This window comes from Asaia sp. Ae19-3 (assembly GCF_059801175.1).
On the sequence record NZ_JBCHWF010000001.1, the window covers coordinates 371,020 to 395,452 of the forward strand.

Below are 24,433 nucleotides of genomic sequence, written 5' to 3' on the forward strand. Positions count from 1 at the left end.
GTCCGTCAGCCATTGATTCCGAAGGTACCGATTGTCTTGAAGGTGAGATTGAACAGCACGGTCGTGTTGCGCTGCTGACCACCAATCGAGGTATATTGCTTGATCGCAAGGATGTCCAAGCCGAAGCAGTCATTCGAATAACCGATATCACCGCCGAGACTGACGAACTCTTTGCGCGAGAGCGACCGGCGCCCATAAACCGACGCATGATACTGCTTGTACGAGGTCGAAACACCCGCTGTCACTTCATTGGTCTTGGTATAATAGACCTGTGTCGGGCCGTTCAGGCGGTAATTCGTCGCGTAGAAGTAATAAGGTGTGACCGGCTCATAGATATACCCGGCATTCACGTGGAAGATCGGCACACCGACGCTGACGAGACCTTCACCGTAATCGAAGCTCTTCCGCCAGGGATCGTAACGGCCACGGGCTGTCAGGTCGAGATACTGGTTGGGGCTCACACGGACGCGGGCGACAGGCGACGAGAGATGATGGTCCAGCCCTGAATAGGCGATGCGATTATGGGTGATGTGCTGCTGGATGCTCTCGCCCACCAGAAAATCGACCACATGACCGCGCCATGTCCAGTTGCCATGCACGCCTACATTGCCGCGTAACCCGCCATCGAGACGGTCGGTGCCGGTGTAGCGGTTGAGCGCAAACAGCGTGCTGTCGGTAAACTCGTATTGCAGACTGTCTTCGTTCGGGATCATGCGTGCCGCGCTGTTGCCCATATTCGGAGCGGCAATCGCCTGCACGATCGGCTCCAGAATCTGCGAGCCATGCCCATGGGCAAAGCGGCGCATGAACGGCCAGTTCATTTTCAGCGCGACAGTGGGCAGAACCCAGCCAGTCGTGTGCCGGCCTGTGGCAGTGTAATAGAGCGGCTGCTCGGTGAGATGGTTTGCACTATATACCGTAGCATCGAGACGAGCTGTCAGAAGCCAGATCTGCCCGAGAACGTTATGGAACGGGCGGTTCCAGTTCATCTGGATCTGTCCGCGCTGATCGCGGGTACCTTCCGGGCGATAAACGTTGAAGTCGTTTGTATTCAGCGAGAATGTGCCACCCAAGGGATCGGTCTGCCCCTGAAAGGCGTAGTTGAAGCGCGGCAGAACGAATGGCAGATTCGAGTTGCGAATGACGCCCTGGTTCAGGCCCTGGTAGAACTGCCCGTCCAGACGCGCATAGGAGCCTACCCCGAAACCATCGATATAGGCAGTCGATTGCAGGGTTTCGTTACCGTACCCTGTGATACGGTAATCGCGCATGTAATTGGCGGACGAGGCAAGATTGATATTGGCACCGGCACGCCAGTGGTCGTTGATATCGAACACGGCATTACCGCGCGCGTAGCCCTGGATACCGCTATCGTTTGTTCCGTCCACCGTATTGCCGAAGGTGTTGACGTAACTGCCTTCCTTGCGCGTGCTGTACGCCACCCCGCCGGTAAAGTTGATCTTGCCGAAATTGAGCTGGTTTCGGTACTGCCCACTGATCTGCGGGCCTGTACGGGTGGAGACCAGCCCCTGAACCGTCAGATCCTGCTGGTTATCGATCGCCCAGAAATAGGGGATGGTGAAATACGTACCGAGATAGCGGTCATGCGGATTGATGCCCGGCATGAGAAAACCGCTCTGACGTTTCACACTCGGATCGGTCATCGAGAAAATGGGCAGATACATGATCGGTAGTCCGAACATGTCGAGATAGGCATGGCTGAAATTGATGCGCTTGTGCTCTGTGTCCTGCGTCGCGTTATAGGCACGCAGCTGCCAGAATGGCGCGCGCGACGGGTCTTTGGCGCATGTTTCGCAGGCCGTATAGACGGCCTTTGCCATATCGTTGATCTTGCCGTTCGTGCGGCGCATCCCGTTGGCTGCCATCTTGGCATTATCTTCCATGCGCAGGAAAATTGCCCGGGCAATCCCGTCATGCATGCCATTGCTCAGCTCGACATAACTGGCATAGCTCGTGCTGCCATCGGGCTCGACCATCGCAACATGGCCTATTGCGGTCATGACACCCGTGTTGCGGTCATAGACGATCTTGTCGGCGCGAAGGGCATGATCGCCCTGCCATACCTGAACATTACCTGTCCAGGTGGCAACGCCAGCGCGGTCATAGCTCTCATGATCGGCCAGATAAGTGACCGGGTCTGATTGCGAAGAGGGTTTGCCTACGGCAACTTTCGGGCCGGTCTGGCGCTGCATCGTTGCATCGGCTTCCGGAATGGCGCCGAAAGTCGCGGTGCCAGCCAGCATGGACGCAGCCAGCCAGGACTTGCGCCTGTGATGCGCAACGCGCCGTTTCGACATCAACCATCCTCCAGATGCAGAAGCAAGGCTACCGCCAAGCAAAGACCTGCGCCAGTGGGCGCCCAGGCCGCCATGACGGGCGGCAGGGCACCGGATTCACCAAATTGCGCCGCCACCTTCGAGATGGTGAACAGCGCAAAACCCGCAGCGATTCCCGAGCCAAGCATGCGCGCCACACCGCCACGACGCGAGGGACGCATGGAGAACCCAGCCGAAACGAGTGCCATTGTACCGCACAGGATCGGAAGAGCTAACAGAGTCTGGAAGTGCAGTCGATGCCGTATGGACGAAAAACCCGACCTTTCCAGCAAGTGTATGAAACCGGGTAGCGTCCACACAGACAGCGTATCGGGCGAAGCAAAACTCTGTTCCACGCGGGTCAGAGAGAGATTGGTCGGCAGAAGATAGTCGCCTATGCGCGTCGGAAGATGATTGGGACGTACCGTCGCGGCGTCTTCGAGTTTCCAGGCGCCAGCGACGAGCTCACCGCGCGGGGCTTCGATACGCACAACAAGCTGATCACGCGCATCAAGGCGGAAGATGCTGATATCATTGATACTCAGTTTCCGGTCATGCATGAAAACATGGCGTGCATGCAGAATGGCGACGCCCTGGCCGCCTTGCTCGTCATCGAGCTGGCGCAGCCATAGCGCGCCGCCATTGAGCGAGAGCGGTCCGCCACCGGTTTTGAGATAGGCTTCATCCAGTAGTTCGGCCTTGCGGAACATCATGGAGGAAAGCGGCGACAGGGCCATGGTGCCGAACATGCCCAGCATGATGGCGCAGGCGAGCGGCGCAGCGAGAAACTGCCACGCCGAAATGCCTGCGGCGCGCGCAACGATCAGTTCGGAAGATCGTGTGAGACGCCAGAAACAGACGATGCCGCCCAGAAGGATGCCGAAAGGCATGATCATGATCATGAAAAACGGCACGTGCAATCCGGCGATCTCGGTGACGAGGCTCGTCGGCACGTCAGGCTTGGTCGCAACACGGCGCAGCAGATCGATGAAGTCGAAAAGCGAAACGAGCCCTGTCAGCGCAGCAATCATGGCCAGGGCGAAGAGCGTGAAAATGCGCGAAATATAAAGCGAGAGCGTGACCGAAACGCCGGCTGAACTCCCCCGGAGAAGGGCCAAAGGACTACGCGCCATGTTTCTTCTTTCGTGCTGCGGTCAGGCCTTTGGGTGAGAAGAGCCAGTAGCCGCATCCGATTGCTGGCACGACGGCAATAATCCAGAGCAAGGGCACAAGCCCCAGATTACGACCTGCCAGATTTTGCAGCATCAGCGACAGGGCCATAAGCCCGACGACCGACAGAATCGCGGCGAGAGGGCGCTTGATATTGCCATGACGCGAGAAGGCACCACTCAGAATGGCCACAAGCGCAATCATGCTGAAAGAGAGCGTGGTGAGCGGGGCTGTCAGGCGGCGCCAGCCCTCTACGGCAAACTTGCCCCAGTCACGCTGGGAGACAAGGCGCGGATCAGGATGGAACAGCTCTGGCAGCGACATTTCCGAGGCATCACGCACTTCGGTCTCGGCCTGTTTGCTGCTTGAAAGGTCGATCGAATTGCGTTGGAAAGTCAGGACATTGAGCCGCCCGGTGTGGTGATCGATTTCCTGTCGCGATCCGTTGAAAAGGACGACGCGCGGCTGGTTATCAACCACCACCATGGTGCCGCGCTCGGCGATGATCGTCGCTCTGGCTTCGGGCATGCGGTCGTCTTCGACGAAAACACCGTGCATCTGGCCATCGCGGTCGCGTTTGCGCACATAAACGGTCATGTCTTTCGAAAGCTGCGCGAAGACGCCGTCCTGAAGCAGAAAGGCCGCCATACGATTGCGGATCTCGAATTCGTAGCGTCTGAACGCGTGATACGAGACCGGCACAAGCCATAGATTGAGAATATAGCCCAGAATCGTGGTGATGAGGGCGCAGGCCATGGCCGGGCGCGCCAGCTGAAACGGAGACAGGCCAGCGGCCTGCATGACGGTCAGTTCGCGATCGCCAGACATGCGCTGATAGCCGAAAAGCACGACCAGAAATGTCGTGATGGGCAGGATGACCGCCAGAAACGACGGGATCATCAGCGAGGTCAGCTGGATGAACACGCGAAGCGACAGCCCGCGGTCAACCACAAGCGAGACAAAGCGCAGTGATTGCATCAGCCAGATAAGAGCGATGGCGCCGCTGGTAATCCCGACCAGCCCAAGAAAAAGCTGACGCAGGATGTAGCGTTCGCGCAAGAGCAGAAAGGAACGACGTTGGGGGCGTGAAGCCGTAGCAGACATAACTATTGCCCTTAGCGTTTCGCCAGACTTGTCGAAAGCTGCATCTTGTTACGAAATCTTCTGATCAGCGCGGATTACGCAGCCAGCGATCACTCGCATGTCGGCTATGGGCAACATAAAATCCCCCCAGCAATCCAACCACTGCAACGATGGCGGTCCAGTATGATGGACGGATGATCAGCAACGATATGGCCGGGGCGCCCGTCACCCCGATAAGGGCGCTCAGTACGGTCTCACGCCGTGTCGGGCCAAAATGGCGCACGGCATGGCAATTGGGGCATTCCTCATCGGTGCGCTGCATCTTGCCGCGACAGACAGGGCACAGCACCACCGTCTCCTGCGCGGGAGGGCGCGGTACGGGCAGATAATTCCCGGTCAGCACGGATCGCTGTCGGGGCAGGGGAGAGAGACGCACCATGGAACCGCTCTTGCCGTTATCGAGAACGTTTTTGCAACAGCAAAATGGCAGCATCGTGCCCATCATGTTTCGCTGACGTATTTTCCGAAACCTGACGGTCTCCCCTGCACACCGAGCCGAAGATCAGGGATTCTGATCGTGCTCCCCTGCGGCGATGCGCGCTTCGACGGCAAGGCGCCAGGGCGCGTCGGCTGGCGCGGCATCGAGTGCCTTTCGATATAGCGCGAGGCTTTCGGCCGAGATATGCCCGTCCTGCTGTGTCTGAAGCTCGGCAATCTGCACGGCCAGTTCCGGAATGAACCGCGCAGACAGGGCCTGACGATAGGCGCGCAGTGCATCATCGGGGCGGTTGAGCGCCTCATCGACCTGACCCAGCAGAACAGACTGACGCACATACTCGAGATCGTCCGGCGTCATGCTGGCGACCTGTCTGTCGAGCTTTTCGAATAGCGCCTGCATGGCGGGAGGGACGTTAACCCCGCTCGTCTTGTGAGGCTGGGCAGGCAGGGAAGGGTGACCATTGGCAAGATAGAGCGCAAAGCCAAAACAGGGCAGGGCCACCAGAAGCACGGCGAAACGCAGTCTCTGATGAGACTGGATCCTGAACGTGGTTTCCTGAAGACGATCTGCAGCCAGAATGCGTCGCTGTATCTCCAGTTCGGCGCGGGAAACTTCACCGGCATCCATCAACCCGTTTTCATGGTCCCGGTCGAGATCGCGCAGTTGGTGACGATAGAGGGCCAGCGCGGAGGCTCTCGCGCTGACGGGTGATGCGACGTCCCGTCGTCTGGGCAGAAGCAAGCTCAGAAGGGGCAGCAGGATGACGAGCGTCGGGATGAGAAAGCCGAGCCAGTTCATCGCGTTATCTCCTGCTCGCGCAGGAGTTCGGCAAGCCGCTTCTTTTCCTGGTCATCGAGGGGCTCGGTTTTGCGCGGGCGGCGCAGCATCAGGGTGGCCAGAATGCCGCCGAGGGCAAGAGCAAGAACCGGCATTGCCCATAGCAGCAGGGTCGAGGCGGCAAGCCGAGGCTTCAGCCTGATGAATTCGCCATAGCGCTGCGTCATCCAGGCCATGATCTGCTGGTTGCTTTCTCCGGCAGCGACATGCTGACGCACCACATGACGCAGATCGCGTGCCAGAGAGGCCGAGCTGTCTTCGATCGACTCATTCTGGCAGACGAGGCAGCGCAATTGCGCGCCGATTGCTTCGGCACGCTTTTCCTGAGTCGGGTTGGGCAGCATCTCTGACGGGTCATCGAGGGCGCGGGCAGGCAGCGCCATGACGCACAGACCAATGGCAAGAGAGGCAAGGACGGCCAGTTTCTTCATGGCGTGGCGTTTGCCAGCGGCAGGATTTCGCGACGGAAAAGCGTTTCATCGAGCGCCGAGGCGCCGTGCCAGGCGATACGACCGCCAGGTACGATCAGAAAGCTTTCCGGTACGCCGCTGACACCCCAGTCGATGGCGGTCATGCCGCTTCGATCGAGTGCCACGCGCTCATAGGGCGAGCCGTCACGGGTGATGAAACGCCGGGCGTCTTCCGGCTTGTCCTTGTAGGCGATGCCCCAGAGCGGAATCTGACGGGCGATTTCCCTCAGCGCAGCCATTTCGGCGACGCAGGGGATGCACCAGGAGGCGAAGAAATTGACCAGAACCGGTTTCGCATTCTGACTGAGAGCGGCGGCATCGAAACCGTCATCCGGGCCCGACAGGCCGGGAAGGGCAAAATCGGGAATGAGAGCGTCGCCCTTGTCCCGCCGAATGGCATGGGGGTCGAAAGAGCCATCCTGCATGGCCGAGAGCATTCTCCAGCAGCCAAAACCGGCCAGCCCGGCTCCCGCGACCGGCAGGGTCATGAGCAGGCGTCGCCTCGTCGAGATCGTCATGAGCGGCTTTCCTGAACGATGGGGGCGTGGGCGCTTCTGTCACGTGCTTTCCTGGGTGCGCCGAAGCGATGGCGCCTGTCGGCGAGGGAGAGGGCACCGCCGAAGGCCATGATGACGCCGCCCAGCCATATCCATGGGGCAAGGGGGTTGTTGTGCAGGCGCAGCACATAGCGGGCATCGGCACCGCTGCCCCGGCTCTCGCCAAGCGCGGCGTAAAGGTCACGTAGAAGATTGGTGCGAATAGCGACATCGGTCGTCACCTGATGCTGGCTCGTGAAATCGCGTCGTGATGGATGGAGCGTGGCAATCACCCGACCGTGGCGCGATACGGTTAGGTCGGCCACAAGGGCCTTGTAATTCGCCCCTGTCTCACGCCTGACCGAAACCAGCCGCCAGTCGAGTGCGCCCTGATGGATTGTCTGGCCGATCCCGATCTCGACCACGGCGTGACGCGCCTGGGACATGCCGGTGATGCCCAGTACCGTTACCCCTACTCCGATATGGGCAATTGCACTTCCCCAGACCGCCCGCGGCAGCCGGGGCAGGCGTTGGCGCACCACGCTCAATCCGTCGCGCAGGCCGAGACGGGCAGCCAGATCGGTCAGGCTCGCCATGATCACCCACAGGGCAGCGGCGGCGCAGAGGATCGGCAGGATACCGTCAAGCAGAAAACAACCGGCTATCAGCGCCATCAGCGCGACCAGAGCCGCCACACGCAGGCGGCGCAGCAGCGGGCGGAGATTGCCGCGCTTCCAGGGGAGCATGGCTCCAAGCGCCATCGCGACCATCAGAGGCAGGGCCAGCGGAATGGTGGTCGCGTCGAAAAACGGCTTTCCGACAGAGAGGGTGCGCCCGGTCAGGATCTGCATGAAAGGCGGATACATGGTGCCGGTCACGACCACGGCGCAGAGTGCGCAGAGCAGGATGTTATTGAGCACCAGCCCGCCCTCTCGCGAGACAGGCGCAAAAATGCCTCCGGGGGCGAGGCCCGGCGCCCGCCAGGCAAAAAGAAGAAGCGACCCGCCGATAACCAGCGCCAGAAGGCCGAGAATGAAGACGCCCCGTGCGGGATCATTCGCAAAGGCATGAACCGAATTGAGAATGCCCGAGCGCACGAGAAAAGTGCCGGAAAGCGAAAACGAGAAGCTGGCGATGGCGAGCAGCACCGTCCAGATACGCAGCGCGTCGCGTTTTTCGACCACGATGGCCGAATGCACCAGCGCCGTGCCTGTCAGCCAGGGAATGAGCGAGGCGTTTTCGACCGGGTCCCAGAACCAGTAGCCGCCCCAGCCGAGCACGTAATAGGACCACCATGACCCCATGGCGATGCCGCAGGTCAGAAAGCACCAGGCAGCCACCGCCCATGGGCGCACCCAACGCCCCCAGGCTGCGTCGACCCGGCCCTCGATCAGTGCGGCTACGGCAAAGGCAAAGGGTACGGCAAAGCCGACATAGCCCGTGTAGAGAACAGGCGGATGAAAGGCGAGGCCGGGGTCCTGAAGGAGGGGGTTCATGCCTTGCCCATCGGCCGGGGCAGGCCAAATGCGGGCAAAGGGGTTGGAAGTCAGAAGGCAGAAAAGCTGAAACCCTGTCGAAACACCGCCAAGAATGGCCAGAACGCGCGCTTTCAGGATCAGCGGCAGGCCCCGTCCGAGCAGGGCGACAGCCCCGCCGCACAGGGCAAGAATAAGAGCCCAGAGCAGCACCGACCCTTCGTGATTACCCCAGACCCCCGTGATTTTATACAGAAGCGGTTTGCTCAGGGCAGAGTTGGCGGCAACATTCTGCACCGAGAAATCATCCTGCACCGCACAGGCGATCAGGCTCAGGAACGAATAGGCCAGCGCCAGAAGCTGCGCAAAGGCCAGACGTGGCGCGAGATCGAGCAGAAAGCGCTGCCCACGCCACGCGCCCCATAGCGGCAGGATGCATTGAGTGAGCGCGAGAACGCAGGCGAAAGCGAGGGCATAATGCCCCTGTTCAGGTCCGAAAAAACTGCTCATCGACCGTTCGAGCCACCTGTTGCCCCACGGGCCATGCTGTTCAGGCTTTCGCTTGATGGCGGCTTGCCGAATCTCGGGTCCCACTTACCGCTGCGCTGCAGGGCAGCGGCGACTTCCTTGGGCATATAGGTCTCGTCATGTTTGGCCAGAACTTCTGACGCGATAAAGGCGGAGCCGCCTCGATAGGTGCCCAGAGCCACAACGCTTTGTCCCTCGCGAAACAGATCGGGCAGAATGCCTTCATAGCGCACGTCGATAGCGGCCTGTCCGTCCGTCACCTCGAACTGGTTGATTGGTGTCTGCCCCTCAAGGCTGCGCCTGAGCGATCCTGCAACAACCATTCCCCCGAGGCGGATCACCCGGTCAGAGGCAGGTGGTGCTTTCAGGACCTGCGATGGCGCCATGAAAAACACGATGCTGGATGAAAACGCGTTCAGCACTAGTCCGGTAGCCACGGCGAAACACCCCAGACAAGCCAGAACCAGCCACAGGCGGCGGCTCTTGCGTGTCATACGTCTTTTATGGCGGCTGCCTTGCGGCTCAGGTGAATGCCGTGACGTCCCGGTTGAGGAAGGAACTGTCATGCTGTCGGCTTTCTGCGTGCGTCAGGGCGCTCGAGCAGGGCCAGTCGCGTTGTGGCGCGATGCAGGCGCAGGGCCAGTCCTATGCCAAGCCAGAGAGTGGCGAGCAGCGCACAGCCGTAAGAGGCGGCGATATAGGGCCAGTGGGTATAGGCGATATGAATCATGCCGACTCGCTCAGAGGGCGGGCGCGTCTGGTCAGCATCTGTTGCGCACGTGTCTCTATGATGGCGGCTTTCAGACGTCCTGTTACGAGCGCTGCAAATCCGGTGGCAAAACCGATCATGCAGAGCGAGAGCGGCAGCAGCATCGATGACGGCATGGTGGGCGCATGGGTGAGGGTGATGCTGTCTGGCTGATGGAGCGTGTTCCACCAGGTCACGCTGAACTTGATGATCGGCAGATCGATAACACCGGCAATCGCCAGCACGGCGGCCGCGCGGTAGCCGCGCTGTGGGTCATCGAAGGCCTGAATGAGCGCGATATGGCCGAGGTAGAGAAAAAAGAGCACGAGTACCGAGGTCAGTCTGGCGTCCCAGACCCACCAGGCGCCCCACATCGGCTTGCCCCAGAAGGCGCCTGTCAGCAGGCAGAGCGCCGTGACCACAGCGCCGACGGGACCGATTTCAACAGCAGCGAGATCGGCCAGAGGATGTTTCCAGACCAGAGACAGCACGCCGCAGACGGCCAGAGTGGCGTAGCCCGCTGAAGCCAGAATTGCCATGGGCACATGCAGATACATGATGCGCACCGCATCGCCCTGCTGCCAGTCTGCGGGCGAGAAGAGCAGAGCCCAGACCAGACCGATGGCAAGGAATACGCCTGAAAAGGCGCATAGTGCAGGGAAGAGCCAGCGAGACAGGCGCAGGAAGCGACCAGGATTGGCGAAGCGATGCAGGAAGGCCCCCTGCGCGGGTCGCCCTGACAGGGGCTGATGCGTCGCTTTCGTCACTCTTGGCCTCTCTCCTGCGGCGTTCGGGCATGGTATAGCCCGAGAACGCCCCTATCCGATGAAGTTTTTTTGATCGGAATTCGTTTTGATAATGCAAAAAAATCTGCAGGGGGAGCGGGGCAGGGGCAATTAATTCAGGCATTTTCCACAGACCGAGCCGATGGAAGAGGGGGCGTTGATGCAGTACTGGTTGATCAAATCCGAGCCAGAAACATTTTCATGGCAGCAGCAGGTCCAAAACGGGGTCGAACCCTGGACCGGGGTGCGGAACTATCAGGCGCGCAACAATCTCTCGGCCATGCGCTGCGGCGATCTGGCTTTCTTCTACCATTCGGTCTCGGACAAGGAGATCGTGGGTGTCGTCGAAGTGGTGCGTGAGGCCTATCCCGACCCGACAGCGGAGGGAGAGAAATGGGTCTGCGTTGATGTGAGGGCACGCGGCGCTTTTGCCAATCCGGTATCGCTTGCGATGATCAAATCCGATCCAACCCTCTCGGAAATGGCGCTTCTGCGTCAGTCCCGCCTTTCCGTCGCGCCAGTGCGTGAAAGCGAATGGATCTATCTCTGCCAGCTTGGGCAGTGGCAGGGAAAATAGCCTTTCGGGCCCCTGATCTCTCTGTGGGTCAGGCTTTTGCCGGGGCAGAGAGACATTGTCCGAGCAGCGAGGCAATACGCTGTGGGTCATCCGGGCGCAGTGTCGCAAAACCGATCACAAGTCCCTCCTGTGTTGCGGCGTGGCAGAGGGCCGAAAGCCGGGCAACACGGTAGCCCGCTTGCGCAAGGGCTGTCTGACTGTCCAGTTCGAAGCCTTTTTCCACAAAGCGGAGACCCAGTTGCACGCCGCCGCGTGGCCGGGTGACCACAACGCCCTCGCAATTTTGCAGCGCCTCATAGAGGGCTTCACCACGACTTTGATAAAGTCGTGCGATATGGCGCAGATGTCTGCGGTAATGACCCGATTCCATCAGTTCCGACAAAGCAAGCTGGGCGTGAAGATTAGCGGCGCAGCCCATCGTGCGATGCGCGGCCCGCATCGGGTCGATCAGGGCTTCGGGTACGACTATCCAGCCGAGTCGAAGGCCCGGCAGAAGCGCCTTCGAGGCCGAACCGAGATAGATGCATTCCGTAAAGCTGCCATGCGCGGCAAGGGCCGCGATTTCGCGCCCATGCCAGAGAAACTCGCTGTCGTAATCGTCTTCTATGATCAGCGCGCCCTGACTGCGCGCGCGCTCAAGCAGGTCGAGGCGACGCGCAAGCCCCATCCGCCCACCCAGCGGATACTGATTTGAGGGGGTGATGTAGATGAGGCGCGCTTCGGGTGGCAGGGCCTCAACCTGCATTCCGTCGCTATCGACCGGCACAGGGCAAAGCGTCGCGCCTGCTGCCAGAAAGCTCGCTTTCGCGCCGACATAGCCGGGGTCTTCCATGGCGATGACATCCCCCGGATCTGTCATGATCTGGGTAACAAGGCTGAGAGAGGCCTGCGTACCGGGCGTGATCAGTATCTGTTCTGGCCTGATGGCAAGGCCTCGATCGCTGGCCAGTCGCGTGCAGAGGGTTTCCCGAAGGGCCTGCGTGCCATGATAGCCGCCATATCCCGCTTCCTCTCCCCGTGCGGGTCGTGCCTGGCGGCGTAGGATCTGGGCCCAGAGACTGGCAGGGAACTCATGCTCGTCAGGCAGGCCGGGCGCCAGTCGCCCCGTCTCTGTTACATAGGTCGCCTTGCGCGGGTCATGTGCCAGACGTTGCCCGCGTGTCGAGACCCTTGGCGTGATGCTTTCGACCCTGTCGGTCGCGGGGGTGGTCGGCAGGCATGCCCTAGGCCGACTGCCTGGCCGCATCTCGATAATGCCTTCTGCGCGTAGCAGGTCATAGGCCGTGGTGATGGAGCTGCGCGAGAGACCGAGCATCTGCGCGGCATGACGTGTCGAGGGCAATACGGCCCCGTCGGCAATACGTCCGGCGCGTATGGCTGCCCCGAGAGCGGCAAAAAGCTGAACAGGTAACGGCTCGCTGCGTGTCGGATCGGGCAGGAAAAAGGCGGGGAGAAAAACTGGCATGAAGAAATATCGATAAACCGGATCTCGAATCAGTCCAGTTGGCGCGCTAGATCCGTTTCGGTCAAGCGACGATTGCTCAGGACAGATCTAGGAGGCAAGAATGGTTCCCGATTATGCGAAGGCCCGTCAGGGCAAGCGCGCGCATTATGACGAGGCGACCATCCACGCCATTCTCGATACGGGGCTCGTCGGGCATGTTGGTTTCGTGGCCGATGGCAGGCCGATGGTCATGCCGATGGCCTATGCGCGTTGCGGCGGCACGCTCTATCTGCATGGCGCTTCCAAGACGCGGCTGATGGGGCTGGATGGGCTCAAGCTCTGTGTAACAGTAACGCAGCTCACCGGCATCGTGGTGGCACGCTCGTCCTTTCATCACTCGGTCAATTATCGTTGCGCCGTGGTGCATGGGCAAGCGAGGAAGGTGAGGGGCGAGGAGCACGCACGGGCTCTCGATGCGATTACCGACCATCTTCTGCCCGGTCGCAGCAGCGAGTTGCGGGGCATGACCGTGCAGGAACTCAAAGCGACAGGAGTGATCGCGCTCGATATCGAGGCGGCAAGTGCCAAGATACGCACCGGCCCGCCGGTAGAAGATCCGGCAGATCTGCCCTCGACACTCTGGGGGGGGGTCGTGCCGGTTGTGACCGCCCTCGGTACGGGCATTCAGGATGCTCATACGCCAGAGGGGACATTACCCCCTGAGTCCCTGCGAAAGGCGCAGGCGAAATTCATCGCCTGAATTTCGCAACCCGGCGAGGGCGCGTCGTCATGTGTCGAGACGGCCGCCTCCGGCAGCATCCCCCCGCCGCCAGTAACCGGCGGCGCGTATCTGCGTACGGGGTACGGCTTCCTCATTGACCAGATGATCGCGCAGCGTGCGCACGACCTCGATTTCGGCCGCAATCCAGACATTGAGCTTTTCGACCGAGGGCAGAACCACGTGGCGCAGCAGGTCTGGCAGCGTCTCATCGCCACCCTTTTCGCAACGATGCACCTCGATCCAGGCATTGCTGATCAGCGGATAGGTCTTTTCGGTCTCGCGCGTGTCCAGAAGGACGATGGCCCGATGGTTGGGCGCAAGGGTCTCGAGGGTGCGGGCGATGGCGGGCAGGGCGGTATCATCGCCGATCAGCAGATGCGTCGTCAGCGCCTCAGGCGCGATATGCGAGGCTTTGGGGCCCCCCATCCCCAGAACATGGCCCGGCTTTGCCTGGGCAGCCCATTGCGTGGCGGGGCCTTCATCATGCAGCACGAAGTCGATGACGAGTTCCCGCGTCTCTTCATCGAAACGTCTCGGCGTGTAGTCACGCGCGATCAGGCGCGGGTCACGCGGTGCGCTGCGGTCGGCGCCAAGATCGGGCAGAACCGGCGTGTCACTGCCTGGTTGCGGGAAGAACAGCTTGACGTGATCGTCCACGCCAGCGGTCACGAAGTCATGCAGATCTTCGCCGGTGAAGACGATACGGCGCATCGTATCGGAAAGCGGAATAATCTGCGCGACCGTGATGCGTCTAAGCCGCAGCGCATGACGGATCTTTGTGGGAGCCAGGCCGTCCTGAGTCATGCGCTCTCTCCTTCGGCAATCTCGGCAGCGGCACGGGTCAGGATAGCCGCGATGCGACGCGCCTCGATCGGGCTGCACCCGCGTCGTGCGTAAAGCGTGGTCTTGAGAAGATGCCGGGCCTTGTGGAGACCGTCGGCGGCTTCAGGGTCCAGATCGTGCAACCCGGCAAAAGCCTCGCGCACCTCGCTCATGCGGGCGCCGATACGCTCGAGGATATCGAGAATACGATCGGCTTCTGCCTTGTTTTTGGCCAGATGCGCCCCGCCGGGTTCGGTAATCGTATAGAGCTTGCGTGTGCCTTCCTGCGTGACAGCGGCGAGGCCGATTTCCTCGAGATAGGTCAGGGCCGGGTAAACCATGCCGGGGCTCGGCTTGTAGAAGCCGTTCGACCGCTCCTCGAGCCTGCGGATGACTTCATAGCCATGGGCAGGGCTCTCTTGCAGCAAGGCGAGAATCACGAGCTGCAACTCCTCGGCGCTGAGCTTGCGACCGCTCGGAATATCGCCGCCGCGATGGCGGCCGAACCGCCCGCCGAAACGATGGCCTGACCCGCCGCCGAAGCCGTCGTGACGGCTGAAGACATGGCGTAGATGATGGCGAAAGGGCATTTGTATCTCCTGTTATATCTTAAGAGTGTCTTATCTTAAGATATAACGCAAGATGTTTTTGCGCGCGTTGCTGTTTGAGAGAGGTTCCGGCGGGCGTCAGTCGGTGAAAGGGACCTGCCCTCTGAGGCATTTCAGAAGGCAGGCTGAGGCTGGGCGAGGCGTTCAGCAGGCCCAGACGGTCTTGATGTTCATGAACTCGTAGAGACCGAGTTCGGTCAGTTCGCGACCATAGCCGCTGGCCTTGATGCCACCGATAGGCAGGGCCGGGTCAGACGCGGTAATCCGGTTGATGAAGACCCCACCCGCTTCGATGCGCTGCGACAGCGCCTGACCGAGCGCCGCGTTCTGGGTCCAGAGACTGGCGCCCAGCCCATAGGTGCTGTCATTGGCCAGAGCGATGGCGTGATCGGTATCGTGTGCTTCGATCAGACAGGCGACCGGGCCGAAAAGCTCTTCCCTGAAAGCCGTCATCTGAGGTGTGACACCGGCGAGCACGGTCGGCTCGTACCAGGCGCCGGGGCGATCGCCCGGTTCGCCACCCACCACAAGCCGGGCCCCTTCAGCGACGCTGCGACGCACCTGCTCATGTAGCCCGTCGCGAAGGTCAGTGCGCGCCATGGGGCCGATGAAGGCGTCATCATCCAACGGGTTAGTGAGAGAGAGGGCACGCACTTTCGCGAGAAACTTCTCGCTGAAGGTTTCGGCAATCGGTGCCTCGAGAATGATGCGCTTGGCAGCGATGCAGACCTGACCGCAATTGGCGAAGCGGGCAGCCACGGCGGCATCGACGGCCTTGTCGAGATCGGCGTCGGCAAGCACGATGAACGGGTCCGACCCGCCAAGCTCCAGCAGGGATTTCTTGCCATATTGTCCGGCGATACCGGCCAGAATGCGCCCGACACGCACGCTGCCTGTCACCGTCACACCGCTGATGCGCGAATCCGCAATGACATGGGCAGTCTGTTCGCGAGAGAGATTGGCGCTCATGAAGACGTCATCGAGGTCGCAATCGGCTGCGATCTCGTTGAGCAGCAGGCCACAGCCCAGCGTGTTTTCCGCCGGTTTGACGATGAAGCCATTACCCCCGACCAGAATGGGCACGGCCGCCCTGATGATCTGCCAGTAGGGGAAGTTCCAGGGCATCACGGCAAGAACGATGCCGGTCGGCGCATAGCTGAGATGGGCCTCACCCATGGGCACAGGCATAGGCTTGTCACGCAGCAGGGCAGGAGCGTGCTTGCCATACCAGTCGATCACTGCAGCGCATTTCTCTATCTCTGCCCGCGCAGAGGTGATCGATTTGCCCATCTCGAGCGTGGCCAGACGCGCCAGCTCTTCCTTGCGTTCACGCAGGCGGGTGGCGAAGCGATGCAGAAGATCGAGGCGTGCGCCGAGCGATTTGGCCCGCCAGCCCTCGAAACCCCGCTCGACGCGTCGCAGCATGTCCTGCAGGGCGCCATCCGTCAGAAACGGATAATGCGCCAGGGTTTCACCACTGGCCGGATTGACTGTTGTAACACCGTCATTCGGGTGCGGGCTGGTCATGATCTCTACCTCTGGTTGTTGGTCCATAAAGCCGTGCCGGCGGCGTCAGATTGCGCGACCACATCCGTCTGCCCGTTGCCCGGTGAACCGGCATAATTGTGATACGCCGAGTTTTCATAGGGTGGGCGTACCGGCGCATTGAATTTCACCGGCCAGCCCAGAAACGAGAAATGCGACGGTGCATCATTCGGCAACTGGGTGGATTGATGCGCTTCCGACCCCGGCAGGCCGAGCGCCTGATGGGATCGGACGGTATAGGAATAGCCACGCAACGAATTGTCAAAATCATCTGTCACCTCATAGCCATGGGGCGGCGGCGGCGCGCCACCATCGGGCAGGGCGACTTTTTCGACCGGGGTGAGCGGGCGTTCCATGGCATGGAGTTGTGACGCGGGATCGGCAGCAGCGCTTCCGAGACCCAGAGGCAATGAGGCGGCCAGCGCGGTCATGCAGAGGCCGAACTGGTAAAGGGGGAATGTCCTGAGCATCGGGGTGTCCTGTTTGCGATATCCATCCACCTAACAGGGGAGCCGCTGTTTCGTTTTCTCCTGACGTTGTAGGATGAAAAAAAAGCAGCCTCGCGACAAACTTTGGTGACTGCCGGGTGTGTCAGGCGTTGCGTCGGGTGCAACGGACCTTATGTCCACACGCCCGTGCCAGGCCTCGCCGTGCAGGCGCGCTCAGTTCAGGGAGAACAGAATTCATGGCTTCAGCGACCGGATCGACAATCCCGGGAATCGGCGAAATCGCCCCGCTTTCTCTCGACAGCGAGTCTCTGGCGCAGCTTCAGTCTGCGCTGGCCAAGGTCGAGCACGGGCGCGGTGTGCTCGTGCGTCTGGCCGACCTGATGGGCGGCGCCGTCGGTCAGGCGACTCGTCTGGGTATGCAGGGCCTTGGCATGGCGCCCAATATCCAGGCCAAGCTGCAGGGTCTGGCCGAGGCATCGATCACGCGGGCTTTCGACATCGCCATTCTGGGTATGGCCCAGGAATCACCGGTCAAGGCGCCGAAATGGCGTGATCCCGCGGCTCAGGCCGCTGTCGCCGTATCGGGCGCGCTCGGTGGCTTTGGCGGTGTCGTCGGGCTCATGCCTGATATCGGGTTTACGACCCTGACGATCATGCGCGAAATTGCCCGTGTCGCACGCGAAGAGGGTGAGGATCTGAGCGATGAGGATACGCGTCGCGCCTGTCTTGAGGTCTTCGCTCTGAAGGGTTTTCTGGCTGGTCAGGCGGGTGACGAGAGTGAACTCGGGTTCTTCTCGGCGCGGGCCTTGATGCGCGGCAAGCCCATTGTGCTGCTGATTGCCGAAGTCGCCTCACATTATGGAATCGGCCTGTCGCGTAAATTCGCCCTGCAGATGGTGCCTGTGGCGGGCGCGCTCTGCGGTGCGTCGCTGAACGCGGCCTTCCTGTCCCATTATCGCGCTGTAGCGCGGGCGCAGTTCACGATCAGGCGTCTTGAGCGCCAGCACGGGCCCATCGTGCGCGATACCGCCCAGCACATGCGCCATACAGGGCCGTCCGACGCCACCTCGTGATGCCGCGCATTATGGGGTTTCCGCGTGGGATCTCCCGGTCTGAACGCCATGGATCCGGAAACGCCTGTGCGGGTTTGTCCCGCCATATGAGGGTCCGATGTGGGTCGGGCCCGCTTTGTCGCATGGTGGCAGGGGGAAAAACCCAGCCCCCGGCGGCATACCTATTTCGGGTGCGATGCGCGAAAGGCCTCGATCAATCCGGCTGGAACAAGTTGGATGGAAAAGAGCGCTGTCATGACAAAAGCCAGCCCCTGATAATGCGGGGCGAAAAAGGCGAGAACACCACTAAGGGCTATACCGATCAGATAAACGAAAGTGAGGGGCATACAGAAAGTCCATCTCGCGGTCTGAGGGGGGTGCCCTACCATGATGAGCCGGTCGGTGCCCATGATAAACCGTATCGGCGCCCGGGGTTCCGTCGGGCTGCGCTTCGGGAGAATGCCCGCCATGCCGCCTGATCCGATCGCCCCGCAGTATCTTCTGGGCGCTTATCGGCAGGGGATTTTCCCTATGTCCGAATCACGCGATTCCGATGAGATCAGCTGGCATCGCCCGTACGAGCGCGGCGTTCTCCCTCTCGACTCGCGCTTTCATCTCTCACGCAGGCTGGCCCGTACCGTGCTTCAGGGGCGTTTCGACGTTACGAGCAATCGCTGTTTCGATGAGGTGATCCGCTGCTGTGCCGAGACACCGGGGCGAGGCGGCACTTGGATCAGCCTGCGTCTGCAGGCGCAGTACGATCTTCTGCATCGCCTCGGTTACGCCCATTCGATCGAGACATGGTCTGACGGTCGGCTGGTCGGCGGCCTTTATGGCGTGAAGCTGGGTGCAGCCTTTTTCGGGGAGAGCATGTTTTCGCGCTGCACGGATGCCTCGAAAGTGGCGCTGGTCCATCTGGTTGCCTCACTGCGCTGTTCGGGATTCGCGCTGCTCGATACGCAGTTTCCAACGGCGCATCTGGAAACATTCGGTTGTCTTGCCGTTCCTGATGCAGCCTATCGGTTGATGCTGGACCACGCGGTCGCGATTGAGGCATCGTGGGATGAAGATGTCACGCTGGGCAGACTCCGGCAGGAGATCATCCGTCTTCGTGACGGTATCGACGCTCGCTAGGGCGTATTGGAGGGAATAAAATGTCGATGTTCCAAGTAAAGGGCGCTGCGGCGCTTTCGCTGGCCGCCCTTGTCACGGGTGGGGCTGGCACGGCTCTGGCGCAGCAGCATCCGCGACTTTCGCCCTCTCGCGACGTCACGGTCGTTTATTCGGTGCAGCCGGAAAAAATGCCCAAGCCTGTAGAGGCCATCGTCCAGTTCAAGGCCGAGGGCGACAAGCTGCGCATCGACGCACCGGACCACGCGGGTTCGACCATTCTTGACCGGCCTGCCCAGCGCGTCACGCTGATCATGCACAAGCAGCGCGTCTATACGAGCTTTGCGCCCAAGCACGGCCTGCGCAACCCGTTCATGCTCGATATGTCGATGCAATATGCGCCCGATGGCACAGGCACGGTGGCAGGGCTTGCCTGTAACAAATGGACCATCACTTCCACCCACGGCAACGCGGTGGCCTGCGTCACGGAAGACGGGGTTATTCTGAGCGAGGAAGGCGTCGATGCGGACGGGCTGCATGGCAAGCTTGAAGCGCAGAAGGTCACGTATGGACCGATCGCCGAGACATTGTTCGTTCCCCCCTCCGATTATCAGCAGATCACCGCCCAGATGCCGATCCCGCACGGTGCCGGCCCGCAGAGCTCTGCCAAGCCGTGATCATGAAGGCTTCCGTCCTTTGCGGCCTTGCCCTTGCCGCGCTTTCTTCTGCGGCCTCATCGGCTCTCGCCGATGAGGCTGCTCCGCCAGCCGCGACCACGCCTTATGTGACGCCTCAGGTCGATGTGGATGTCACCTATGAGGCCACCGGGCCGGACGGACACGTCTATCCACAGCGCATGCGCTGGAACGCGGCCCATTGGCAGCAGCGTCTCGACATGACGTCGACAGGGCTCATCATGCTGACCGATTATCGCGCTCATCGCCTGTCTGTGGTCGATACGCGCGAGAAAACCTACACGGTTTCGGGCGCACCGGATTCGCAATTTGCGCCACCCGGACAGCGGGCTTCGGGCCAATGGATCAGAGGAGTGGCGGATCGCGTGGCGAACCAGGCCTGCACCCACTGGACCACGACCGATACTGACGGTCGGACTGCCGATTTCTGTTACGCAGAGAACGGCGTGCTGCTTTTGGCGACGCATGATGGCACGCCGCTCATTCGTGCTGTCGCTTATGCAGAGACGCCTCAGGGGCCCGAAATCTTCAGGGAGCCGGAAGGCTTTCACGAAATCGATGCGATGAAACTGGCCCAGTAGGCCGTTTCAGACGCCTTGGGACGGCAAACGGGCCATTTTGCGCGATTATGTTACATTTCTGCCCGTTTTTCGTCCTGTTCGGTCCAAAATTCGACACCATATGGAGGGTATAACGTTCATGTCGGATCGGCCGCTCTGTTTGGCCCGATCTGTCGAGGAGGTTTCCAAATGCGTCATATCCTGAAAATTGGCCTTGCGGCTCTGCCTCTTGCAGGTCTTCTGGGAGGCGCTCCCTTGGCTCAGGCTCACCCCTATGGCTGGGGCGGTGGCCCCGGCTGGCACGGTGGTGGCCCCGGTTGGCGTGGTGATCGTGGCTGGCGTCGCGGTGGCGGTGGCAATGCCTTTGTCGGTGGGCTGGTCGGCGGTCTTGTCGGTGGTGCCGTGATTGGCGCAATTGCGCGTCCCTATGTGGCACCGCCCCCGCCGCCGGTCGTTTATGCACCGCCCCCGCCAGTCGTTTATCAGCCCCCGCCGCGGGTAGTTTACCCGCCGCCAGTTGCGGTCTATCCCTCCTACCCGGCATATCCCGCATATTGAGCACGAGGTCTCGATTTCATCATGGTAGCTATTGGCGATAGCGCGCCCGCTTTTTCCCTTCCCGCTGCCGGTGGTCAGACCATCGACAGCGAGGGTCTCAAGGGGCAGCCCTATCTGGTTTATTTCTATCCTAAGGCCGACACGCCGGGATGCACGACCCAGGCCTGCGACCTGCGCGACCAGAAGCAGACACTTGGAACTCTGGGGCTGAAGGTCATTGGCATCAGCCCCGACCCGGTCGAAAAGCTGGAGCGTTTCGCCAAGAAATACGGGCTCGACTTCACGCTCGCCAGCGATGCCGAGCATGAGCTGGCCGATCGTTACGGCACCTGGGTAGAGAAGACCAATTACGGCAAGACCTATTTCGGCATGGAGCGCAGCTCCTTTCTGGTCGATGCCGATGGCGTCATCCGCGCCATATGGCGCAAGGTGAAACCTGCCGAGCATGTTGCGCTGGTGACAGAAGCCGCCTCCGAATTGTAGGTTTCTGAAAGAATAGTGCCGCACGATCTTTTCCATCGTGCGTCCTGGCGGGCGTTCCGTCTTGGGGCGCTTGTGCTGATCCTGCCGCTGGCTCTGGTGCTGGTGGCGGGCGCCGCACTTCTGTGGCGCCTCGCTGCCGGACCTCTGGATGTGACGGCCATTGCCCGTCATTTTTCCCCCGTGGCCATTCAGGCAGGGCAGCAGCCCGGTCACCCTGCGGGCAGGCTGGTCTGGCAGCAGGTCTTCCTGAGTTGGCAGCCCGGCCTGAGGCATATCCATCCTCTTCTGATCATCGACGCGAAAGATCTCCGTATCCTTCGTCAGGATGGCACGGCCACACTCGCTGCGCGGAATGCGCGCGTGGCCTTCAGGATGGCACCGCTCCTGCGCGGTAGTCTGGAGCCGAGGACGATCGCGCTCGATGGGGCTCGAATTATCCTCAAGCGATCGCAGGACGGGTCGATCGACCTCGACTGGCCCGGCGCGGTGCACCGATCTTCCCATTCCGGCGGGTTTTCGATCGATTTTCTGCGCGGGGTAGCGCTGCATGATGTCAGCGTAACCCTGCGCGATGCTCTTCCTGATCATGCGCAGGGCGCGGGTGATCTGACGCTGCAAATTGCCAGGGCGGCGCTTTCCCGCCCGCCTTCGGCAGATCTGTCGCAATGGCTCGGCACGGTCGAGGGTGCCTTCGGCCCGGCTTCGTTACCCCGGATGACTTTCGTGGCTCATGGTGCTGCAGGTGAAGGTGGTTCTACTGCCTGGGACCTGAAACTTGGCCCTGTATCGCCTGCGCTTTTTGCTGGGCTGCTGCCCCACGCCGCATCATGGCGCCTGCCGGTTACGGCCGAGTCTCATGTCGTCATCCCGCCATCGGGTCATGTCCGCAATGGCAGCCTTCCCGTCTCCGAAGCACGGCTTTCAGTCACTTTTCGCGCAGGGCAGATCGATCAGAAAGAAGGCTCACCGCTACAGGTTTCTGAGGCGGGTGTGGCGGCCCATCTTGCCCTGAAGGGCAAACAGGCTGTTCTCGACGATTTCCACGCGGGCATCACGCTTATCGATGATCAGGGCCACCCGACGCATTTCGCGGCAAGTGGAACCCTTGCTGTCGACTCCCTGATGCAGGCGAAACAGATCGACGGCCACGTCTCTGCTTCGGCAACGACGCTCGATGTGCCCCATCTCGCTTCCATCTGGCCAGCTATCGTGATGAAGGGCGCCCGCCGCTGGGTGACGCGTAACCTCACCGAGGGAACAGGCAGCAATCTCTCAATCGACGCGACGGTTCACAGCGGCTCGGGCTGGGCGCATATACGGCCAACACAGACGGCGGCGACGCTGGATGTGAAAGATGCCGTCGTGAACTGGCTTAGGCCCATCCCCCCGGCGCGCAATGTCTCTGCACGTTTCAGTTTCGCCGGACCCGATACGCTTAGGATTGATTTTCTTGGGGGAATCCAGCCCAGCGGTGATGCGGCCAACGCGCCACTTCTGCATCTTGATAGCGGAAGCATGTTGATCAGCGATCTTCTGGCGCGTGATCAGATGGGTACGATCAATCTGGCCATGTCTGGCGATCTCGCCGCCCATATGGGGCTGCTGGCGCATCAGCGACTGCATCTTCTGTCGCGCCATCCGTTGCCTTTCACGCATCCCTCCGGCCCGGTGATAGTCACCGGACAGATCACGCTGCCTTTGTCGTCCCATATCGAGAATGACCAGATTCACGTGAATGCAGAGGCGCGTTTCCGGAACGTTGCGCTGGGCAATGTCGTGCTCGGCCGCGATCTGACAAATGCCAGCGGCACGATGAAGGCGACCGAACGTCATCTTAGCCTCACAGGAGAGGGGCTGCTCGATAATGTGCCGACGACGGCACGGCTCGAAGAGAATTTTCTGAGTCGCGACGGCGGGTTGCGTGAAGATGTGCACGCTGTCTCGGTTTTCGACGAGGATGCGCTCCAGCGCTCCCATATTGGCAGCCAGTCTCTCTTTCATGGCACGGCCCAGCTTGTGGCCGATTACAAGGCGCGTTTCGACGGGCGTGCTGATCTGCACTTATCGCTCGATCTTGCTGACTCGGCCCTGTCCATTCCGGTCTGGCGCAAGGCGCGTGGCGACAAGGCGACCGCCGCCGCACATATCGGGCTGAAACAGGGGCAGATTGTCGCTCTCGACCAGATTGCGGCAGAAGGGCCCGAACTGCATGTCGAGGGGAGAGGGCTGGTCAGCGACGGGAAGGTGAAAAGCCTTGCACTCGATAATTTCGTTGTGGGGCGGTCGAACGGAGATGCCGTGATCGAGCTGCCCGGCTTCGATAACGCGCCAGTCAATGTGCATGTGCATGCCCATGATCTCGATCTGGCGCCGCTGCTCCATGGGGATGACGCAAAGGAAGCGACTGCTACAGACAAGCCCAGTCCTTCGGGGCCTGTGTCAGGCCCCAGGCCTGCCGGGGCCGGAGCACCGGAGATGCGCTGGAGTGTCGATCTGGCGACGGATCGTCTCTACTATAGCCAGACCGGGTCGTTTGGCGGCGTGGTGGCTCATCTCGAACATCGTAATCATCGCCTTGAGAAGGGGCATTTTTCTTTCAGGCAACCTGTCGCCGTACAGATGCAACTGACGCCCCATAAGGACGGGCGGTATCTGCAGCTCAATGTCGATAATCTCGGCACGCTGCTGAGCCAGACCGGTATGACGGAAAGGCTTGAGGGGGGAGAAGCCCAGATTGCCGGGTCTGTGGGGGATGGTGGCACAGGTCAGTTGCCGCCCTTCAAGGGGGTCATTTCGGTCTCCCCCTTCACCTTCAGGCAGCCACCGGCTGCGCTGACGGCAGCGACCCATCTTTCGGTGTTCAACTGGTCTCAGGCCAGCAGCGACCGTTTTGAGGTGCAGCATCTGCATCTTCCGGTCAAAATCACTAATGATGTCATGACCATCCATGATGGACATCTCGGCAATCCGGCGCTCGGGGCGACGCTCGAGGGCAAGATCGGCCTCGATCAGGGCAAGCTTGATCTTCAGGGCACGGTAGTACCTGTTTTCGGAATAAACGCAGCACCTGGTCGCCTGCCCAATGTCGGCAAGCTCTTTTCTCCCGAATCCGGGGGCGGGGTTCTGGCGGCGACATTTACGGTCAAGGGCACGGCGGGCAATCCGACACTCTCGGTCAATCCCTTTGCCATGCTATTACCCGGTGTGATGCGTCAGCTCGCCAAATAACAGGCAGCAGGGCGTAAGGCCCGTCCGGGTGAAAGGTGTTTCAGCCAGTTTCCG

26 protein-coding genes are annotated in these 24,433 nt (G+C 60.9%); 9 read left to right on the forward strand and 17 right to left on the reverse strand.

Annotated elements, in window-relative coordinates; genetic code table 11:
- Positions 1–5: 5 nt before the first annotated feature.
- From AAID99_RS01505 to AAID99_RS01555, 11 genes are all read right to left on the reverse strand, one after another.
- Entirely contained in the window at positions 6–2,318 is a 2,313-nt protein-coding gene (locus AAID99_RS01505; RefSeq protein ID WP_498492901.1) for an LPS-assembly protein LptD, read from the reverse strand.
- Positions 2,318–3,469: an LPS export ABC transporter permease LptG gene (gene lptG, locus AAID99_RS01510; protein WP_188424942.1), complete on the reverse strand. Its 1,152-nt coding sequence runs from the start codon at positions 3,467–3,469 to the stop codon at positions 2,318–2,320. Before lptG ends, AAID99_RS01505 begins: the two co-directional genes overlap by 1 nt.
- A complete protein-coding gene (lptF, locus tag AAID99_RS01515) occupies positions 3,459–4,610 on the reverse strand; it encodes an LPS export ABC transporter permease LptF (protein WP_188424944.1) in 1,152 nt (383 codons plus the stop codon). The genes lptG and lptF overlap by 11 nt, the downstream gene beginning before the upstream one ends.
- 64 nt (positions 4,611–4,674) lie before the next feature.
- Positions 4,675–5,028, reverse strand: a complete 354-nt coding sequence (locus tag AAID99_RS01520; protein WP_229719474.1) for a hypothetical protein — start codon at positions 5,026–5,028, stop codon at positions 4,675–4,677.
- Between the two features lie 123 nt (positions 5,029–5,151).
- Positions 5,152–5,886, reverse strand: a complete 735-nt coding sequence (gene ccmI, locus AAID99_RS01525) for a c-type cytochrome biogenesis protein CcmI (protein ID WP_188424946.1) — start codon at positions 5,884–5,886, stop codon at positions 5,152–5,154.
- Positions 5,883–6,356: a cytochrome c-type biogenesis protein gene (locus AAID99_RS01530; protein ID WP_188424948.1), complete on the reverse strand. Its 474-nt coding sequence runs from the start codon at positions 6,354–6,356 to the stop codon at positions 5,883–5,885. Before AAID99_RS01530 ends, ccmI begins: the two co-directional genes overlap by 4 nt.
- Positions 6,353–6,913 carry a redoxin family protein gene (locus AAID99_RS01535; RefSeq protein ID WP_229719475.1) on the reverse strand — a complete coding sequence of 187 codons (561 nt, stop codon included), beginning with the start codon at positions 6,911–6,913 and terminating at the stop codon, positions 6,353–6,355. The genes AAID99_RS01530 and AAID99_RS01535 overlap by 4 nt, the downstream gene beginning before the upstream one ends.
- The gene (locus AAID99_RS01540; protein ID WP_498492905.1) at positions 6,910–8,916 is read right to left on the reverse strand and encodes a heme lyase CcmF/NrfE family subunit; all 2,007 of its coding nucleotides are present in this window, start codon (positions 8,914–8,916) and stop codon (positions 6,910–6,912) included. The genes AAID99_RS01535 and AAID99_RS01540 overlap by 4 nt, the downstream gene beginning before the upstream one ends.
- Entirely contained in the window at positions 8,913–9,428 is a 516-nt protein-coding gene (gene ccmE / locus AAID99_RS01545) for a cytochrome c maturation protein CcmE (RefSeq protein WP_188424951.1), read from the reverse strand. The genes AAID99_RS01540 and ccmE overlap by 4 nt, the downstream gene beginning before the upstream one ends.
- A gap of 68 nt (positions 9,429–9,496) precedes the next feature.
- On the reverse strand, positions 9,497–9,664 hold the full coding sequence (locus AAID99_RS01550; protein ID WP_498492907.1) for a hypothetical protein: 168 nt from the start codon (positions 9,662–9,664) through the stop codon (positions 9,497–9,499).
- The gene (locus AAID99_RS01555) at positions 9,661–10,449 is read right to left on the reverse strand and encodes a heme ABC transporter permease (RefSeq protein WP_229719476.1); all 789 of its coding nucleotides are present in this window, start codon (positions 10,447–10,449) and stop codon (positions 9,661–9,663) included. The genes AAID99_RS01550 and AAID99_RS01555 overlap by 4 nt, the downstream gene beginning before the upstream one ends.
- A gap of 178 nt (positions 10,450–10,627) precedes the next feature.
- Between AAID99_RS01555 and AAID99_RS01560 the strand changes: the two genes are divergently transcribed.
- On the forward strand, positions 10,628–11,044 hold the full coding sequence (locus tag AAID99_RS01560) for an EVE domain-containing protein (protein WP_498494238.1): 417 nt from the start codon (positions 10,628–10,630) through the stop codon (positions 11,042–11,044).
- A gap of 28 nt (positions 11,045–11,072) precedes the next feature.
- Here AAID99_RS01560 and pdxR read toward each other — a convergent pair whose 3' ends face one another.
- Positions 11,073–12,509, reverse strand: coding sequence for a MocR-like pyridoxine biosynthesis transcription factor PdxR (pdxR, locus tag AAID99_RS01565; RefSeq protein WP_498492909.1), 1,437 nt, complete (start codon positions 12,507–12,509; stop codon positions 11,073–11,075).
- Positions 12,510–12,609: 100 nt separating this feature from the next.
- On the opposite strand from pdxR, the gene AAID99_RS01570 reads away from it, so the two are divergent.
- The gene (locus AAID99_RS01570) at positions 12,610–13,248 is read left to right on the forward strand and encodes a pyridoxamine 5'-phosphate oxidase family protein (RefSeq protein ID WP_188424959.1); all 639 of its coding nucleotides are present in this window, start codon (positions 12,610–12,612) and stop codon (positions 13,246–13,248) included.
- Between the two features lie 27 nt (positions 13,249–13,275).
- Here the strand turns inward: AAID99_RS01570 and AAID99_RS01575 are convergent, their stop codons facing one another.
- From AAID99_RS01575 to AAID99_RS01590, 4 genes are all read right to left on the reverse strand, one after another.
- A complete protein-coding gene (locus AAID99_RS01575; RefSeq protein ID WP_498492911.1) occupies positions 13,276–14,073 on the reverse strand; it encodes a siderophore-interacting protein in 798 nt (265 codons plus the stop codon).
- Positions 14,070–14,681 carry a PadR family transcriptional regulator gene (locus AAID99_RS01580; RefSeq protein WP_188424962.1) on the reverse strand — a complete coding sequence of 204 codons (612 nt, stop codon included), beginning with the start codon at positions 14,679–14,681 and terminating at the stop codon, positions 14,070–14,072. Before AAID99_RS01580 ends, AAID99_RS01575 begins: the two co-directional genes overlap by 4 nt.
- A 162-nt stretch (positions 14,682–14,843) precedes the next feature.
- Complete coding sequence (locus AAID99_RS01585; RefSeq protein WP_188424964.1) at positions 14,844–16,226, reverse strand: NAD-dependent succinate-semialdehyde dehydrogenase; 1,383 nt, start codon at positions 16,224–16,226, stop codon at positions 14,844–14,846.
- Between the two features lie 5 nt (positions 16,227–16,231).
- The gene (locus AAID99_RS01590) at positions 16,232–16,714 is read right to left on the reverse strand and encodes a hypothetical protein (RefSeq protein WP_229719477.1); all 483 of its coding nucleotides are present in this window, start codon (positions 16,712–16,714) and stop codon (positions 16,232–16,234) included.
- A gap of 215 nt (positions 16,715–16,929) precedes the next feature.
- On the opposite strand from AAID99_RS01590, the gene AAID99_RS01595 reads away from it, so the two are divergent.
- Positions 16,930–17,766, forward strand: coding sequence for an EcsC family protein (locus AAID99_RS01595; RefSeq protein WP_188424966.1), 837 nt, complete (start codon positions 16,930–16,932; stop codon positions 17,764–17,766).
- Between the two features lie 161 nt (positions 17,767–17,927).
- Here AAID99_RS01595 and AAID99_RS01600 read toward each other — a convergent pair whose 3' ends face one another.
- On the reverse strand, positions 17,928–18,092 hold the full coding sequence (locus tag AAID99_RS01600) for a hypothetical protein (RefSeq protein ID WP_188424968.1): 165 nt from the start codon (positions 18,090–18,092) through the stop codon (positions 17,928–17,930).
- Between the two features lie 121 nt (positions 18,093–18,213).
- Between AAID99_RS01600 and aat the strand changes: the two genes are divergently transcribed.
- From aat to AAID99_RS01630, 6 genes are all read left to right on the forward strand, one after another.
- Positions 18,214–18,879, forward strand: a complete 666-nt coding sequence (aat, locus tag AAID99_RS01605) for a leucyl/phenylalanyl-tRNA--protein transferase (RefSeq protein WP_188424970.1) — start codon at positions 18,214–18,216, stop codon at positions 18,877–18,879.
- 20 nt (positions 18,880–18,899) lie between these two features.
- Positions 18,900–19,532, forward strand: a complete 633-nt coding sequence (locus tag AAID99_RS01610) for a DUF4412 domain-containing protein (RefSeq protein ID WP_188424972.1) — start codon at positions 18,900–18,902, stop codon at positions 19,530–19,532.
- A 2-nt stretch (positions 19,533–19,534) separates the two neighbouring features.
- Entirely contained in the window at positions 19,535–20,131 is a 597-nt protein-coding gene (locus AAID99_RS01615) for a hypothetical protein (protein ID WP_188424974.1), read from the forward strand.
- 168 nt (positions 20,132–20,299) lie between these two features.
- Positions 20,300–20,668: a hypothetical protein gene (locus tag AAID99_RS01620; RefSeq protein WP_188424977.1), complete on the forward strand. Its 369-nt coding sequence runs from the start codon at positions 20,300–20,302 to the stop codon at positions 20,666–20,668.
- Positions 20,669–20,689: 21 nt separating this feature from the next.
- The gene (gene bcp / locus AAID99_RS01625; RefSeq protein WP_188424979.1) at positions 20,690–21,151 is read left to right on the forward strand and encodes a thioredoxin-dependent thiol peroxidase; all 462 of its coding nucleotides are present in this window, start codon (positions 20,690–20,692) and stop codon (positions 21,149–21,151) included.
- Positions 21,152–21,166: 15 nt separating this feature from the next.
- Positions 21,167–24,379, forward strand: coding sequence for a hypothetical protein (locus tag AAID99_RS01630; protein WP_498492916.1), 3,213 nt, complete (start codon positions 21,167–21,169; stop codon positions 24,377–24,379).
- The last annotated feature ends 54 nt before the right edge of the window (positions 24,380–24,433 follow it).

Excerpts from the sequence above, each read along its gene's own strand:
- bcp (WP_188424979.1), top strand. The coding sequence starts at position 20,690 with ATGGTAGCTATTGGCGATAGCGCGCCCGCTTTTTCCCTTCCCGCTGCC.
- ccmE (WP_188424951.1), bottom strand. The coding sequence starts at position 9,428 with ATGACACGCAAGAGCCGCCGCCTGTGGCTGGTTCTGGCTTGTCTGGGG.
- ccmI (WP_188424946.1), bottom strand. The coding sequence starts at position 5,886 with ATGAACTGGCTCGGCTTTCTCATCCCGACGCTCGTCATCCTGCTGCCC.
- AAID99_RS01600 (WP_188424968.1), bottom strand. The coding sequence starts at position 18,092 with ATGCCCCTCACTTTCGTTTATCTGATCGGTATAGCCCTTAGTGGTGTT.
- AAID99_RS01575 (WP_498492911.1), bottom strand. The coding sequence starts at position 14,073 with ATGACTCAGGACGGCCTGGCTCCCACAAAGATCCGTCATGCGCTGCGG.
- aat (WP_188424970.1), top strand. The coding sequence starts at position 18,214 with ATGCCGCCTGATCCGATCGCCCCGCAGTATCTTCTGGGCGCTTATCGG.
- pdxR (WP_498492909.1), bottom strand. The coding sequence starts at position 12,509 with ATGCCAGTTTTTCTCCCCGCCTTTTTCCTGCCCGATCCGACACGCAGC.
- AAID99_RS01505 (WP_498492901.1), bottom strand. The coding sequence starts at position 2,318 with ATGTCGAAACGGCGCGTTGCGCATCACAGGCGCAAGTCCTGGCTGGCT.
- AAID99_RS01585 (WP_188424964.1), bottom strand. The coding sequence starts at position 16,226 with ATGACCAGCCCGCACCCGAATGACGGTGTTACAACAGTCAATCCGGCC.
- AAID99_RS01595 (WP_188424966.1), top strand. The coding sequence starts at position 16,930 with ATGGCTTCAGCGACCGGATCGACAATCCCGGGAATCGGCGAAATCGCC.
- AAID99_RS01610 (WP_188424972.1), top strand. The coding sequence starts at position 18,900 with ATGTCGATGTTCCAAGTAAAGGGCGCTGCGGCGCTTTCGCTGGCCGCC.
- AAID99_RS01615 (WP_188424974.1), top strand. The coding sequence starts at position 19,535 with ATGAAGGCTTCCGTCCTTTGCGGCCTTGCCCTTGCCGCGCTTTCTTCT.
- AAID99_RS01540 (WP_498492905.1), bottom strand. The coding sequence starts at position 8,916 with ATGAGCAGTTTTTTCGGACCTGAACAGGGGCATTATGCCCTCGCTTTC.
- AAID99_RS01590 (WP_229719477.1), bottom strand. The coding sequence starts at position 16,714 with ATGCTCAGGACATTCCCCCTTTACCAGTTCGGCCTCTGCATGACCGCG.
- AAID99_RS01580 (WP_188424962.1), bottom strand. The coding sequence starts at position 14,681 with ATGCCCTTTCGCCATCATCTACGCCATGTCTTCAGCCGTCACGACGGC.
- AAID99_RS01620 (WP_188424977.1), top strand. The coding sequence starts at position 20,300 with ATGCGTCATATCCTGAAAATTGGCCTTGCGGCTCTGCCTCTTGCAGGT.
- AAID99_RS01550 (WP_498492907.1), bottom strand. The coding sequence starts at position 9,664 with ATGATTCATATCGCCTATACCCACTGGCCCTATATCGCCGCCTCTTAC.
- AAID99_RS01520 (WP_229719474.1), bottom strand. The coding sequence starts at position 5,028 with ATGGTGCGTCTCTCTCCCCTGCCCCGACAGCGATCCGTGCTGACCGGG.
- lptG (WP_188424942.1), bottom strand. The coding sequence starts at position 3,469 with ATGGCGCGTAGTCCTTTGGCCCTTCTCCGGGGGAGTTCAGCCGGCGTT.
- AAID99_RS01570 (WP_188424959.1), top strand. The coding sequence starts at position 12,610 with ATGGTTCCCGATTATGCGAAGGCCCGTCAGGGCAAGCGCGCGCATTAT.
- AAID99_RS01530 (WP_188424948.1), bottom strand. The coding sequence starts at position 6,356 with ATGAAGAAACTGGCCGTCCTTGCCTCTCTTGCCATTGGTCTGTGCGTC.
- AAID99_RS01560 (WP_498494238.1), top strand. The coding sequence starts at position 10,628 with ATGCAGTACTGGTTGATCAAATCCGAGCCAGAAACATTTTCATGGCAG.
- lptF (WP_188424944.1), bottom strand. The coding sequence starts at position 4,610 with ATGTCTGCTACGGCTTCACGCCCCCAACGTCGTTCCTTTCTGCTCTTG.
- AAID99_RS01535 (WP_229719475.1), bottom strand. The coding sequence starts at position 6,913 with ATGACGATCTCGACGAGGCGACGCCTGCTCATGACCCTGCCGGTCGCG.